Annotated in this window: 10 protein-coding genes; 6 read left to right on the forward strand and 4 right to left on the reverse strand. The window is 71.9% G+C overall.

Features of this window, described 5'->3' with window-relative positions; translation table 11 throughout:
• Positions 1-398: 398 nt before the first annotated feature.
• Positions 399-2,924, forward strand: coding sequence for a ComEC/Rec2 family competence protein (locus ACZ4NB_RS24540; protein ID WP_467664721.1), 2,526 nt, complete (start codon positions 399-401; stop codon positions 2,922-2,924).
• Here the strand turns inward: ACZ4NB_RS24540 and ACZ4NB_RS24545 are convergent.
• Complete coding sequence (locus ACZ4NB_RS24545; protein WP_467664723.1) at positions 2,854-4,383, reverse strand: PstS family phosphate ABC transporter substrate-binding protein; 1,530 nt, start codon at positions 4,381-4,383, stop codon at positions 2,854-2,856. The genes ACZ4NB_RS24540 and ACZ4NB_RS24545 overlap by 71 nt on opposite strands.
• A 310-nt stretch (positions 4,384-4,693) precedes the next feature.
• Here ACZ4NB_RS24545 and ACZ4NB_RS24550 point away from each other — a divergent pair, with 310 nt between their 5' ends.
• Together ACZ4NB_RS24550 and ACZ4NB_RS24555 are read left to right on the forward strand one after the other, a co-directional pair.
• Positions 4,694-5,179 carry an RrF2 family transcriptional regulator gene (locus tag ACZ4NB_RS24550; RefSeq protein WP_467664725.1) on the forward strand — a complete coding sequence of 162 codons (486 nt, stop codon included), beginning with the start codon at positions 4,694-4,696 and terminating at the stop codon, positions 5,177-5,179.
• Positions 5,179-5,991, forward strand: a complete 813-nt coding sequence (locus ACZ4NB_RS24555; RefSeq protein ID WP_467664727.1) for an arylamine N-acetyltransferase family protein — start codon at positions 5,179-5,181, stop codon at positions 5,989-5,991. Before ACZ4NB_RS24550 ends, ACZ4NB_RS24555 begins: the two co-directional genes overlap by 1 nt.
• Positions 5,992-6,040: 49 nt before the next feature.
• On the opposite strand, the gene ACZ4NB_RS24560 is transcribed toward ACZ4NB_RS24555, so the two are convergent.
• Positions 6,041-6,298: a hypothetical protein gene (locus tag ACZ4NB_RS24560; RefSeq protein WP_467664729.1), complete on the reverse strand. Its 258-nt coding sequence runs from the start codon at positions 6,296-6,298 to the stop codon at positions 6,041-6,043.
• A 108-nt stretch (positions 6,299-6,406) separates the two neighbouring features.
• On the opposite strand from ACZ4NB_RS24560, the gene holA reads away from it, so the two are divergent.
• The gene (holA, locus tag ACZ4NB_RS24565; RefSeq protein ID WP_467664730.1) at positions 6,407-7,390 is read left to right on the forward strand and encodes a DNA polymerase III subunit delta; all 984 of its coding nucleotides are present in this window, start codon (positions 6,407-6,409) and stop codon (positions 7,388-7,390) included.
• A 209-nt stretch (positions 7,391-7,599) separates the two neighbouring features.
• Here holA and ACZ4NB_RS24570 read toward each other — a convergent pair whose 3' ends face one another.
• Together ACZ4NB_RS24570 and rpsT are read right to left on the reverse strand one after the other, a co-directional pair.
• Positions 7,600-8,493: a hypothetical protein gene (locus ACZ4NB_RS24570; RefSeq protein ID WP_467664732.1), complete on the reverse strand. Its 894-nt coding sequence runs from the start codon at positions 8,491-8,493 to the stop codon at positions 7,600-7,602.
• A gap of 455 nt (positions 8,494-8,948) precedes the next feature.
• Positions 8,949-9,215 (reverse strand): 30S ribosomal protein S20, encoded by a 267-nt coding sequence (gene rpsT, locus ACZ4NB_RS24575; RefSeq protein ID WP_393486936.1) that lies wholly within the window; start codon positions 9,213-9,215, stop codon positions 8,949-8,951.
• 391 nt (positions 9,216-9,606) lie between these two features.
• On the opposite strand from rpsT, the gene lepA reads away from it, so the two are divergent.
• Positions 9,607-11,475: a translation elongation factor 4 gene (gene lepA / locus ACZ4NB_RS24580; protein WP_467664734.1), complete on the forward strand. Its 1,869-nt coding sequence runs from the start codon at positions 9,607-9,609 to the stop codon at positions 11,473-11,475.
• A gap of 514 nt (positions 11,476-11,989) precedes the next feature.
• Complete coding sequence (locus tag ACZ4NB_RS24585; RefSeq protein WP_467664736.1) at positions 11,990-13,879, forward strand: AMP-dependent synthetase/ligase; 1,890 nt, start codon at positions 11,990-11,992, stop codon at positions 13,877-13,879.
• Positions 13,880-14,176 lie beyond the last annotated feature (297 nt).

Raw genomic sequence — 14,176 nt, forward strand, 5'->3', positions numbered from 1 at the left:
CGGCCTGGGCGGCCGCGGCGATCGCCCTGGGGATGCCCGGTGGTGCGGTGGCCGTGGCCTGCGGTGCGGCCGTGGTTCTCGCAGCGCTCGCGTTACGGGTGGCCGTGGTCCGGCGCCGGACGGAACGTGGGCCCGGGGCCGGTGGCCTGCCGGAGGCCGCGGCTGGGGAGCTGGGTACGCCTGATCCGGAGGCACCAGTCCCCGAAGCAGCATCCCTTGAGCCATCAGATCCTGTGCTATCAGGCCCAGTTGTGTCAGATCCCGAGGCACCACGGGGCCAGCCGGGGCGGGGCGAACCGCCGTGTGACGGGTCACGGCCCGACACCGGCCCGCGCGGAACGCAGCCGCCCCGCCCCCGTCCTCCCCAGCCTCGTCCGCCCCGACCCCGTCCTCCCCGTATGTGGTCCGCGGGTGCCTTTGTGGCGCTGGCCGCGGTGCTGCTGTGTGCCGCCGCGGGTGCGGCGTCCGCGGCGCTGCATGCAGCGGATGTCCGGCGTGGGCCGCTGCCTGCCCTGGCGGGGAAGTACGCCCAGGTCACCGCGGAGCTGGAGGTGACCGGCGACCCGCGGCTGACCAGGCCCAGGGTGCGCGGATCCCAACGCACGCCCCCGGCACTGGTGTTCACGGCCGACGCCGTCCGCGTCACCGCGCCCAGCGGCGCGATCACGGCCGTCCGCACACCGACCCTGGTGGTCGTGCAGCCCCGCCGCGGCGACAGTGAGGGCACCGTGCGCGACGGGGAGCCCCCGAGTGGCGCCGCAGTGCCGAACTCCGCCGACGCCCGGCCGCCCGCCTCCGCGGCCGCGGGCGGGCCGGAAGCGGCGCAGCGTACCCAGCCGCGCCAGGGGCTGTCCCCGGAATGGCACGGGTTGCTGCCGTCGACCCGTATCCGGGTCGTGGCCCGTGCCGTACCGCCGCTGTCGTCGGGCGACCGTCTGGCCGCCGTCCTGCGGGTCGCCGCGCACGCGGCGCCGGTCGAGGTCCAGGCTCCCAGCAGCCTTCAGCGGCTGGCCGGAAGCCTGCGCGCGGGGCTCCGGGACGCCACCGACGGTCTGCGTCCCGATGCCCGCGCGCTGTTGCCCGGTCTCGTGGTGGGCGACACCTCGCGCGTGCCGCCGGACCTGGACGACGCCTTCCGCGCCACCGACCTGACACACCTGCTGGCCGTCTCCGGCAGCAATCTGACGATCGTGCTCGCTCTGCTGATCGGCCCGCCGCATCTGGCCATGCGTGCCGAGCGGCGTGGGCTGGCGCCGCTCCTCGGACTGTCGCTCCGCGGGACGGCCGTCATCGGCGGGGCCCTCGCGCTCGCCTTCGTCGTCGTGTGCCGCCCGGACCCGAGCGTGCTGCGGGCGGCCGCCTGCGGCTTGATCACGCTGCTGGCGATCGGCACCGGCCGGCGTCGCTCGCTGCTGCCCGCACTCGCCGCGGCGGTGCTGCTGCTGGTCCTCTACGACCCCTGGCTCGCCCGAAGTTACGGCTTTCTGCTCTCCGTCCTGGCCACCGGTGCGCTGCTGCTGCTCGCGCCACGCTGGAGCGCGGCTCTGCAGCGGCGCCGGGTACCGCCCCGGCTGGCCGAGGTGATCGCCGCCGCGGCCGCCGCCCAGGCCGTCTGTGCCCCCGTCGTCGCCGTGCTCGCGGCCCGGGTCGGCCTGGTCGCCGTGCCCTGCAATCTGCTGGCCGAGCTGGCCGTGGCCCCCGCCACGGTCCTCGGCTTCGCCGCCCTCGCCGCCGCCCCCGTTGCGCCGCCGGTCGCCCAGGCGCTGGCCTGGTGCGCGGGCTGGCCGGCCCAGTGGATCGCCGGCGTGGCCCGCACGGGGGCGGCGCTGCCGGGAGCCGAGTTCGGCTGGTCCGGCGGCTGGACGGGCGGACTGGCGCTGGCGGCCGTCATCGCGGTTCTGGTGGCGGTCGGCCGCCGGACGCTGCGCCGTCCCTGGCTGTGTGCGCTGTGCGCGCTGGCCGTGATCCTGGCGGTCTGCCGGCCCGCCCCGTTGACCCGCGTCATCACGGGCTGGCCGCCACCCGGGTGGCGTGCCGTGGTCTGCGACGTCGGGCAGGGCGACGGGCTGGTGCTGGCGGCGGGGGAGGGCACGGCACTGGTGGTGGACGCCGGTCCCGAGCCGGGCGCCATCGACCGTTGCCTCACCGACCTGGGCATCCGCCGCATCCCGCTCCTCATCCTCACCCACTACCACGCCGACCACGTGGACGGGCTCCCCGGAGCGATCCGCGGCCGCTCGGTCGGAGCCATCGAGACCACGACGCTTCAGCAGCCGCCCGGACAGGCCCGGTTCGTACGCGGTACGGCCGCGGCCTCCGGTATCCCGGTGGTCCCCGCCGCACCGGGGGAGCGGCGTCACCTGGGCCCCCTGACCTGGGAAGTCCTCTGGCCTCCCGCTCCACCGGGCGTACCCGGACCCGGCGGCTCCCTTGCCGTCGGCAGCCGAGACGGCGCCGCCGGCGCCGACAGCCCCAACGACTCCAGCGTCACCCTCCTCGTCCGTACGGCGGGGATGACCCTCCTCCTGCTCGGCGATCTCGAACCGCCCGCTCAGCAGGCGCTGCTGGCGACCCACCCCGAGCTGGGCGCCGTCGATGTCCTGAAGGTGGCGCACCACGGCTCCGCCTATCAGGACCCACCGCTGATACACCGGCTGGCGCCGCGCCTGGCGCTGATCTCCTGCGGGGCCGGCAATCCGTACGGGCATCCGGCGTCCCGGACCATCGCGGCGCTGCGCGCCCAGGGCGCCAGGGTGCTGCGCACGGACACCGACGGTGCGATCGCGGTCCTGGGCGGTCGGGCCGGGCTCTCGGCGGCGGTCGCCGGGCGCGGGCCTCCCACCGGCCCTCCTCTCACGGCCGGCATACGGCGACCGGCAGGCTCTGCCGGTCGGCGCAGGGCACGTGCTTGTACATCCGCATGATGTTCTTCGCCGTGTCGGAGTCCATGAAGGCCAGGAACTTCGCGGTCAGCGAGCCGTTTTCGGGCCGCCCGTAGGTGTAGAGGTACTCCACCGTCCAGAAGGGGTAATCGCGTTGCCGTCCCCACTCGATGTCCGGTTCGTTCCCGTTCAGCCGCACGCTGACCACGTGCCGCCGTTGCGCCGCCGCATAGACCTCCGCGTAACCGATCGCCCCCGGCACCCGGTCGACCGCGTCCAGCAGGCTCTTGGTGCTGTTCACCTCGCAGCGCGTCAGGCGCGCGCGTTCGTCGCGGTCCTTGTCGCCGCAGTCGTAGGACGACACCACGCCCGGCTCCGAGCTGTGCAGAACGGACGTCTCGAAGGCCCGGCGGGTGCCCGACCCGGCGTCCCGGCTGACGAGGCGGATCGGCAGGTCGTGCCCGTTCAGCTGCTTCCAGTTGGTGTACGTCCCGTCGTATATCTTCCGGATCTGGTCGGAGGTGAGACCGTCGACGCCAGCCTTTTCGTTGGCCACGAGGCTGAGCACGATGACGCCCACCGGGTCGCCCTCCAGCCGTCGGTAGAGGGACGGCGCCGGTACATCCGACACGGCGATGAAACCGGGGCCCTCGGCGGATGCGGGCCCGGCCTCCCGGCTGAGGTTGCCCAGGCCGGACAGGCTGCCGCTCTCCAGGACCGTGATCTCGGCGTCCGCACACCGGGCCCGGTACTGGCGGGCGATCTCCCGCATCGGCGGGGCGAACGCGGTGGACCCGTCGATGGTCAGCCGCCCGGCGGCGCATTCGCCGGGCACCGGCGACACCCGGCCGCTGAGCAGCAGCCCGCCGAGCAGCCCCAGCAGGACGATGAAGGTGCCCCCCAGCACGAGGCTGAGCTTGCGCGGCCCCCAGCGCTGGGCGTTGCGCCGGATCCGTCCGCCGCTGATGAACCCGCCGACGGCCACGGTCCCGGCCGCTCCGCCGGCACGGCCGCCCTCGGGGCCCTGGTCCGTATCGGAGCCCGTGAGGAGCACCAGCACCTTGAAGTGGTTCCGCTTGTTCAGCGGCACCTTGGGGATGAACAGCCGGCCGCCCTCGTGCCGCAGCCCCCCGCCGTTGCGGGTCAGCATCCGCACCAGGTCCGTCGGGTTGGCGTCCGGCACCTCGGCGCCGATGACGGTGCGTCCGGCGAACTCGACGGTCAGCGGCTCCTGATAGTCCTGCCGGACGATGTCCTTGCCGCCGTCGTTCTCGAACCGCAGCAGCGCCAGCGTCGCGTCCCTGATCTCCTGGTCCTGCCGCAGCAGCCTCAACTGCACGAGACTGTGCGCGTCTTGGGGGTTCATGCCGATCGCGGTGTCCATCTGGACCCGATAGCCGATCCGCTTACGGCCCGGCAGAAACCGCTCCACGGCCCACACCACGGCCGTCGCCACGAGCCCGGCCGCGGTGAGGATCGTCTCGGTGTCCGGCAGAGCCACGGCAACCTCGCACAGGTGATCGGACGACGGAACGTCAAAACCTTAAGGACCTCCACCGCACCCCGAGCCCCCTTCGGCAGCCCGTCATCAGAGGTTCATCCGCTGTCTTTTCGCCTCCGTGAAGGAGCCTTTTCGGAGGAGTTCCCTCCGGGAACGGCCCCTGTCCGTCGCCCTCCAGGACCGGATCCTGTCGCTCCCCCTTCCGGACCGGCCCCCGCTCGTCGTCCGGGCTCACCAGGTGATTCCGTAGGGCCCGAGTGCCGAATAAATCGGGGAGCTCGGCGGAAACAGGATATGTAGACTCCAGATTATGAGGATGAGTGAAGGCGTCGAGTGGGGCCTGCACTGCTGTGTGACGCTGGCCTGGCTGGAGGGGGAAGGGCCGGTCTCCACGGCCCGGCTGGCGGCCTCGTTCGGGTTGCCGGCGGCTTATTTGAACAAGCGGCTGCAGGCCCTGGTGCGGGCCGGGATCCTGACGTCCACGCCTGGGGCCCGGGGCGGCTTCCAGTTGGCGCGGGCGCCGGAGCGGATCACGCTCATGGACGTGGTCGCGGCGATCGAGGGCACCGAAGACGCTTTCCGCTGTCAGGAGATCCGCCGGCAGGGAGCCGGTGCCGAGCATCCCGTCCGGGAGTTCGGCCGGCCGTGCGGAATCTCCACGGCGATGCGCAAGGCCGAACTGGCCTGGCGGCGTGAGCTGGCGGCGCAGACCATCGCCGATATCGCTGCGGGGACCCCCGCTTCCGCGGTGGAGCAGACCCGCCGCTGGTTCGCTTCGGAGAGGACGCACACCTGATGGACACCACCGCCGTCGACGCCTACCTGGACCGCATCGGGGCCGCAAGACCCGCGGCTCCCGACGCCGACGCGCTGCGCGCGCTGCACCTCGGCCATCTGCGCGCCGTCCCCTTCGAGAACCTCGCCATCCACCTCGGCGAGGAGATCGTGCTCGCGGAGAAGCCGCTGCTGGACAAGATCGTCGGCGCCCGGCGCGGAGGCTTCTGCTACGAGCTCAACGGCGCCTTCGCGATGCTGCTGCGGGCCCTCGGCTACGAGGTCGAACTGCTCGCGGGCCGCGTCTTCGGTCCCGACGGGCCCGGAATCCCGTACGACCATCTCGCGCTGCGCGTCCAGACACCCAGCGGGCCCTGGCTCGCGGATGTCGGCTTCGGCCGGAACAGCCACCTCCCGCTGCGCTGGGACAGCCGTGCCGAACAGAGCGATCCGGCCGGGGTGTTCCGGATCGAGGAGACCGCCGAGGGGGACCTCGATGTGCTGCGGGACGGCACGCCCCAGTACCGGCTTGAGCAGCGTCCGCGTGCGTATGCGGACTTCGAGGTCGGCTGCTGGTGGCACCAGACCTCGCCGAAGTCGCACTTCACGCAGTCCCTGGTGTGCTCACGGCTGACCGAGACCGGTCGGGTGACGCTCTCCGGCCGTACGCTCGTGATCACCGGGGCGGACGGTGCGCGGGAGGAGCGCCAGGTGGAGGAGGGCGAGGTCCTCGCCGCCTATCGGGAGCACTTCGGGATCGTTCTGGAGCGGGAGCCCGTGGTGGCGAAGGGGCGGGTGCCCGGGGCGGGCGCCCGGCCGCAGGCAGGCACGTAAGCGAGGGCGCGGGCCCGAGGTCGTCGGGGCCCGGCCCCGCCCGTCGGTGCTACTCGGCCTCCAGCCAGCCCTCGTACTCCGCCGCGAGGCCGTCCAGCTGCGCCGGGTCGTGGACGGCGTCCGGGTCTTCGACCACCACCAGCCACTGGGCGTCCTCGGCATCGTCCTCGCCGGCCAGCGCGTCCCGTAGGAGCTGCGGTTCTTCGGTGACGCCGAAGCGTTCGGCCAGGGCCTCGGCCACCTCCTCCGCGGCGTCGCGGTCGGGCAGGACGATGACATGGCGTGCGGGGCGGGCGTTGTCGTTCACCCGGCCATTGTCCGGGAGGAGACCGGTGGCTCCGGCGGGCGGGGCGGCGGGGGGCCGGGGGAGCCGCACGGGCGGCGTTGTCAGTGGGGCGTGGGATGCTGGATCGCGATGGCCAGGAAGACAGCTCACGATGACCCCCTCGCTCCCGTCACGATCGCGGTGGGCCAGGAAGACCTGCTGCTGGACCGCGCCGTGCAGCAGGTGGTGGCGGCCGCCCGGGCGGCCGACGCGGACACCGACGTACGCGACCTCACCCCCGACCAGCTGCAGCCCGGCACCCTCGCCGAGCTGACCAGCCCCTCGCTCTTCGCCGAGCGCAAGGTCGTGGCGGTGCGGGCCGCCCAGGACCTGTCCGCGGACACCATCAAGGACGTCAAGGCGTACCTCACCTCGCCCGCCGAGGAGATCACACTCGTTCTGCTCCATGCCGGCGGCGCCAAGGGCAAGGGCCTGCTGGACGCCGCTCGTAAGGCCGGGGCGCGCGAGGTGGCCTGCCCCAAGATGACCAAGCCGGCCGACCGGCTGGCGTTCGTACGGAGCGAGTTCCGCACGGCCGGGCGATCGGCGACGCCGGAGGCATGTCAGTCGCTGGTCGATGCGATCGGCAGCGATCTGCGGGAGCTGGCGTCGGCCTGTTCGCAGCTGGCGGCCGATGTCGAGGGCACGATCGACGAGGCCGTCGTCGGGCGTTACTACACGGGCCGGGCCGAGGCCTCCAGCTTCACCGTCGCGGACCGTGCCGTCGAGGGGCGGGCGGCGGAGGCGCTGGAGGCGCTGCGCTGGTCGCTCGCGACCGGCGTCGCCCCCGTCATGATCACCAGCGCGCTCGCCCAGGGCGTCCGGGCCATCGGCAAGCTGGCCTCCGCCCCGCGCGGCGCGCGCCCCGGTGACCTCGCCCGTGACCTGGGCATGCCGCCGTGGAAGATCGACCGGGTACGGCAGCAGATGCGCGGCTGGTCGGCGGACGGCGTGGCCACGGCGCTGCGGGCGGTGGCGGCGGCCGACGCGGGGGTCAAGGGCGGCGGGGACGACCCGGCGTACGCCCTGGAGAAGGCCATCGTGGCGGTCGCCCGGGCGGCGCGGTCGCGCTGAGGCCCTGTCTCGGCGATGCGCGGGGCCGGTGACGTACGCGCCGGGGGTGTGGTGACGTACAGGGGCGCCGCCCCGGCGATGCGCGGGGCCCGGTGACGTACAGGGGCGGGAGCGGTGCGACGTACGCCCGCTGCCGCCTACGCGGTCTGTAGCCGTAGCCGTAGCCGTAGCCGTGCCCGTGCCCGTGGCCATGGCCGTAACCGTGAGGGCTACCGCGACCCCGAGTTCTGCAGTCGCTTGAGGGTCTCCGTCGCGCTGGTCTTGAGCATGGTCGCGACCTCGGAGGCGGTGGGCGGTTTGGTGGAGCTGCTGCTCGACGCGTAGCTCGACCACGTCGACTGGTAGGTCATCCAGCCGTCGCGGACGCCGAGGATGACATAGGAGGAGCTGTTGCTGCCGCCCTCGTCGTTCCGGGTCACCAGATACGCCTCGTCGCCGAGGCCCGCGACGGACTCGACCTTGTAGCCGACCGAGGTGTCCTGCTTCTCGTACGAGCGGTAGTTGTCGGCGAACTCCGGCGCCGGGTCGGTCTTCTTGTGCAGGGTGGCGGTGCTGTAGAGCCAGGTCGAGGAGTAGTCGGAGCTGCCGGCGTTCTCCCGCTGCAGCGAGACGTTGCACCACATGGTGTCCAGCGACTTCTGCTGCGCGCCGCTGTGCTGAGGGTTGGCGTCCTTGGAGGTCGAGCCGGTGCTCTTCTTGGGCTCGTAGTCGGCGTTCTCGAACGGCGTCATCGAGGTCGACGCGCACAGATCGCTGGTGTAGCCGTAGCCCGCGAGGTCGGGACTGGGCTCGGAGGAGAAGCCGCCCGTGGCGAACAGCAGCGAGGCCCCTATCGCGGAGGCGGCGACCGCACCGCCGACCGCCCAGAGCCAACCGGAGGCGCCGCGGCCGGATCCGCCCGAAGCGCCGGGCGTCCCCGCGGGGGCGGCGGGCACGCCGGCGGCCGGATAGCCGTAGCCGACGCCGGGGGGCTGCGCCGGCGGGGCCTGCTGGGTGTAGGGGTTCTGCTGGGGAGGCACCGGATTCTGCGGCGCCGGCACCTGGCCGTAGGGGTTGGGCTGCGGCTGGGCGTAGGGATGGTTCGGATCCCCCGAGATGGACATGGCCGCAGCGTAGCGGACCCCACTGACAGCTGAACCGAATATACGACCGCATCTACGTCCCTCACCGGGGCGGCCGGAGCGCCCGGGAAAGGGCAGGTGCGCGCGGGAAAGGAGAGGCGCGAAGGCCGCGGGCACGGCGCGCGAAGGGCAGCTGCCGAGGCAGGCGCGAAGGGCGCGGGCAGACGAAAGGCCCCGCCCACCCCGGGGAAGGGGAGTGGCGGGGCCTTCGCGTCAAGCGACTGCGGCTTCGTCGGCGGCGGAGGCCGCCGGGCGAGCCGGGTGCGCCGCACCCGCGTGGCGAACGCAGGCCGTGTGCGGCGCGGTGGTGCACCGACCAGGGAGCGGAGAGAGGGGCCGCTGGGTCCCTGTCGGCAGAGGTGTTACGGGCAGCTGATGCTGCGGGTGGAGGAAGATCAGGGCCTTTGACGGGCCGGCGACCTTCTTCCGGGGGAAGGTCAGGCCTTGAGGGCCGCGACCTTCTTCGCCAGCGCCGACTTCTTGTTGGCGGCGGCGTTCTTGTGGATGACACCCTTGCTGACGGCCTTGTCGAGCTTCTTGGCAGCCTCGGCCTGGGCGGTGGTGGCCTTCTGCAGGTCACCGGCCTCGATGGCCTCACGGGTGCGACGGATCGAGGTCTTCAGAGCGGACTTGACAGCCTTGTTGCGCTGACGAGCCTTCTCGTTGGTCTTGATCCGCTTCATCTGGGACTTGATGTTCGCCACGAAAGAGCCTTTTCAGGTTCGTTGGAGTTTCGAGTTGCGCCACGCACGAGAGAGGGCACGAAGCGCAGTGGACCAGGCTACCAGCAGGGTCCATGGCCTCCCAAACCGGGCCCGTGGTGGTCGGAACCCCTTGCGGGGAGCGGCCGAGGCCCCCGTCCGCAGCGGCCCGGCCCACGCTCCGTAACGCCCTTCGCGGCGGCCGAGGCGCCCGCCCGAGGCGCGGCCCGCCCCTCGCACGAGGCCGCCGTGAACCCCTCCGCGCAAGCCCCGCGGCCGCCCCGGTGCGACCGGCACCCCGCCCACACCCGACCGACCCCGCCGCTCATGGGACCATGGGGGAGACGTCACATACCCGAGTCCCGCCTACCCGCGTTCACTGAATGGATCCTGCGTGCCCGCGACCCCTACGAACGTGCCGGAGCCGAGCCGTACCGATCCGGCTCTCCTCCGTAACTTCTGCATCATCGCGCACATCGACCACGGCAAGTCGACGCTCGCCGACCGGATGCTCCAGCTCACCGGTGTCGTCGACCAGCGGCAGATGCGCGCGCAGTACCTCGACCGCATGGACATCGAGCGCGAGCGCGGCATCACGATCAAGTCCCAGGCGGTCCGGCTGCCCTGGAGCCCCTCCGAGGGCGAAGAGGGAAGTGGTACGACCCACATCCTCAACATGATCGACACCCCGGGCCACGTCGACTTCACCTACGAGGTCTCCCGCTCGCTCGCCGCGTGCGAGGGCTGCATCCTCCTCGTCGACGCCGCCCAGGGAATCGAGGCCCAGACCCTCGCCAACCTCTACCTGGCGATGGAGAACGACCTCACGATCATCCCCGTCCTCAACAAGATCGACCTGCCGGCCGCGCAGCCCGAGAAGTTCGCTGCCGAGCTGGCCAATCTGGTGGGCTGCGACCCCGAGGACGTGCTGAAGGTCTCCGCCAAGACCGGCGTCGGCGTGCCCGAGCTGCTGGACAAGGTCGTCCGCGAGGTGCCGGCCCCGGTCGGCGTCAAGGACGCCCCGGCCCGCGCGATGATCTTCGACTCGGTCTACGACGCGTACCGCGGTGTCGTGACGTACGTGAAGGTCGTCGACGGCACGCTCGGCAGGCGCGAGCGCATCAAGATGATGTCCACCGGCGCCGCGCACGAGCTGCTGGAGATCGGCACCAACTCGCCCGAGATGAAGCCGGCCGACGGCCTGTCCGTGGGCGAGGTGGGCTACCTCATCACCGGAGTGAAGGACGTCCGCCAGTCCAAGGTGGGTGACACGATCACCCAGCTCTCCAAGGGGGCGGAGGAGCCGCTCGGCGGCTACAAGGACCCCAAGCCGATGGTGTTCTCGGGTCTGTATCCGCTGGACGGCTCGGACTACCCCGAGCTGCGCGACGCGCTCGACAAGCTCCAGCTCAACGACGCCGCCCTGGTCTACGAGCCGGAGACCTCCGCGGCCCTCGGCTTCGGCTTCCGCGTCGGCTTCCTGGGGCTGCTGCACCTGGAGGTCATCCGGGAGCGTCTGGAGCGCGAGTTCGGTCTCGACCTGATCGCCACCGCCCCCAACGTGGTCTACCGCGTGGACATGGAGGACGGCGCCGAGCACGAGGTCACGAACCCGAGCGAGTTCCCGACTGGCAAGATCGACAAGGTGCACGAGCCGGTCGTACGGGCCACGATCCTGGCGCCGAGCGAGTTCATCGGCGCGATCATGGAGCTGTGCCAGACCCGCCGTGGTGCGCTGCTCGGCATGGACTACCTCTCCGAGGACCGGGTCGAGATCCGCTACACCCTCCCGCTCGCCGAGGTCGTCTTCGACTTCTTCGACCAGCTCAAGTCCAAGACCCGCGGCTACGCCTCGCTGGACTACGAGCCCACCGGTGAGCAGGCCGCCGATCTGGTCAAGGTCGACATCCTGCTGCACGGCGACAAGGTCGACGCGTTCTCCGCGATCACCCACAAGGACAAGGCGTACGCCTACGGTGTGCGGCTGGTCGCCAAGCTGCGGGAGCTGATCCCGCGGCAGAGCTTCGAGGTGCCGATCCAGGCCGCCATCGGCAGCCGGGTCATCGCCCGTGAGACGGTCCGCGCCATCCGCAAGGACGTCCTCGCCAAGTGCTACGGCGGTGACATCTCCCGTAAGCGGAAGCTGCTGGAGAAGCAGAAGGAAGGCAAGAAGCGGATGAAGATGGTCGGCAGCGTGGAGGTCCCGCAGGAGGCATTCATCGCGGTGCTGTCCTCGGACGACGGCGGCGAGAAGAAGAAGTAGCGCCCCTGGTGGCAGAGGTACGCGGCGAGAGCGCGGACGGACAGGGCGTCGGCCCCCGAACGGGGTCGGCGCCCTGTCCGCCTCCCAGGGGCGCCCCGCCTGCCTCCTTGTCCGCCGGGGGCTCCATTGGGGGGCTCGGTCCCTTCCCCGGGCCGGGCTCCGGGGCGTGCGCGGACCTTCCGGGGTGCGTACGGGTTTCTGAACGCAGACCGGGGTTCTGAACGCAGACCGGGGCGTGCGAGCGCGCACCGGGCGACGGGGCGCGCATCGGGATGAATGCGGAGCGCGCCGATCCGCCGTGGCGTGACGGCTGTCGCCTGCTGTGGTCTCGTGGGCGGTGACCGGCCCGGCCCCGCATATCGGGCGATGAGCGTGCTACGTACACCTATCGCACTGGTCACATCGTGAACGAGTCGGTCTCAGGCCCTTACGCGGCGGCGCGACGCGCTCTAGTCTGATCACGCTCAAGGTTACTCGCGAGTCACCAGCAATGAAGCGGGCCCCGGAGGACGCCGTGACGGACACCTACACGCTGATCGAAAACCGGCCGCCTTCGGTGGCGAACCTCTTCCTGGATCGGGTCGCGGCCACGCCCGATATCGAGGCATATCGCTATCCGGTCCCGCCCGCCTCGGGCCAGGGGCCGGACGACTGGAAGGCGGTCAGCTGGGCCGAGGCCGCCGACCGGGTCTACGCCGTGGCCGCCGGACTGATCGCACTGGGCGTACAGCCCGAGGAGCGGGTGGCGCTGGCCGCCAACACCCGCGTCGAGTGGATCCTCGCCGACCTCGGCGTGCTCTGCTCGGGCGCCGCGACCACCACGGTCTACCCGAGCACCAACGCCGAGGAGACCGGCTACATCCTCGCCGACTCCGGCAGCCGGGTGCTGATCGCGGAGGACGCCGGCCAGCTCGCCAAGGCGCGGGAGCGGCGCGCGGAGCTGCCCGACCTGGCGCATGTCGTCGTCATCGACGACGCGGGCGCCGAACCCGCGGCCGACGACCCAGAGGGCTGGGTGCTCAGCCTCGCCGAGCTGGAGAAGCGCGGCGCCGCCTATCTGGAGAAGCACCCGGAGTGCGTCAAGGAGCGGGTCGCCGCGCTGCGCGCCGACCAGCTGGCGACTCTGATCTACACCTCCGGCACCACCGGCCGCCCCAAGGGCGTACGGCTGCCGCACGACTGCTGGTCGTACATGGCCCGCGCGATCCAGTCGACCGGGCTGGTCACCGAGGAGGACGTGCAGTACCTCTGGCTGCCGCTGGCGCATGTCTTCGGCAAGGTGCTGACCGCCGGGCAGATCGCGCTCGGGCATGTGATCGCCGTGGACGGACGGGTCGACAAGATCATCGAGAATCTGCCGGTGGTGCGGCCGACGTACATGGCCGCCGTACCGCGGATCTTCGAGAAGGTCTACAACGGTGTCGCGGCCAAGGCCCGGGAGGGCGGCGGCGCCAAGTACAAGATCTTCCAGTGGGCCGCGGGGGTGGCCCGCGAGTACGCCAAGGCATCGCAGGACAACTTCCAGCGCACCGGCAACGCCTCGGTGCCGTTCGCGCTCGGCGCCAAGCACAAAATCGCCGACGCCCTCGTCTTCGCCAAGCTGCGCGACGCCTTCGGCGGGCGGCTGCGCGCCGCGGTCTCCGGCTCCGCCGCGCTCTCCCCGGAGATCGGCTACTTCTTCGCCGGCGCCGGCATCCACATCCTGGAGGGCTACGGCCTGACGGAGTCCAGCGCCGCCAGCTTCGTCAACCCCGGCGAGGCATACCGCACCGGCACGGTCGGCAAGCCGCTGCCCGGCACCGAGGTCCGGATCGCCGAGGACGGCGAGATCCTGCTGCGCGGCCCCGGCATCATGCAGGGCTACCACGGGCTGCCGGACAAGACCGCCGAGGTCCTGGAGGAGGACGGCTGGTTCCACACCGGCGACATCGGCGAGCTGTCGGCCGACGGCTATCTGCGGATCACCGACCGCAAGAAGGACCTCATCAAGACCTCGGGCGGCAAGTACATCGCACCGGCCGAGGTGGAGGGCCAGTTCAAGGCGGTCTGCCCGTTCGTCTCCAACGTGCTGGTGCACGGCGCCAACCGGAACTTCTGCACCGCGCTGATCGCCCTCGACGAGCCGACGATCATGGGCTGGGCCAAGGAACACGGCCTGGCCGGCGCGTCGTACGCCGAGGTCGTCGCCACCGACCAGGTCCGCGAGCTGGTCGACGGCTACGTCGAGCGGGTCAACGAAGGGCTCCAGCGCTGGCAGCAGATCCGCAAGTTCCGGCTGCTGCCGCGCGACCTGGACATCGAGCACGGCGAGGTGACCCCCAGCCTCAAGGTCAAGCGGCCGGTGGTGGAGCGGACGTTCAAGGACCTGCTGGAGGAGATGTACGCGGGGGCGCGGGAGGCGTAGCGGCTCCTGGGCGGCGTGGGGGAGGGCAGGGGGAGGGCCCGCCCCCATGCCCCGTTCCCCGCGCCGCCCCGTGCCGTTCCCGTACCGTCCCCACCCCGCCGCTTCCCGTACGGGACGGGACCCGCCGCCGAAGTCGTCCGCGCAAGTCCCCGGGGCGCATTTGGCGCGTCGGCCAACTCCCCCGGCGCGTCAGCCGAATTGACCGCTGTGACCACCCACTTCCGTGACTCAGTGCTTATGTGTGCGCTCGTTCTGTCACTCTGTCGGTGGCGCATCCGGCGCTGTAGCGGAGCTGCT

The organism is Streptomyces sp. NPDC026575 (assembly GCF_055567415.1).

What these genes read in the sequence shown, in the direction of transcription:
- ACZ4NB_RS24540 (WP_467664721.1), top strand. Translation starts at nt 399, where the DNA reads ATGTGGTCCGCGGGTGCCTTTGTGGCGCTGGCCGCGGTGCTGCTGTGT.
- ACZ4NB_RS24550 (WP_467664725.1), top strand. Translation starts at nt 4,694, where the DNA reads ATGAGGATGAGTGAAGGCGTCGAGTGGGGCCTGCACTGCTGTGTGACG.
- ACZ4NB_RS24555 (WP_467664727.1), top strand. Translation starts at nt 5,179, where the DNA reads ATGGACACCACCGCCGTCGACGCCTACCTGGACCGCATCGGGGCCGCA.
- holA (WP_467664730.1), top strand. Translation starts at nt 6,407, where the DNA reads ATGGCCAGGAAGACAGCTCACGATGACCCCCTCGCTCCCGTCACGATC.
- ACZ4NB_RS24570 (WP_467664732.1), bottom strand. Translation starts at nt 8,493, where the DNA reads ATGTCCATCTCGGGGGATCCGAACCATCCCTACGCCCAGCCGCAGCCC.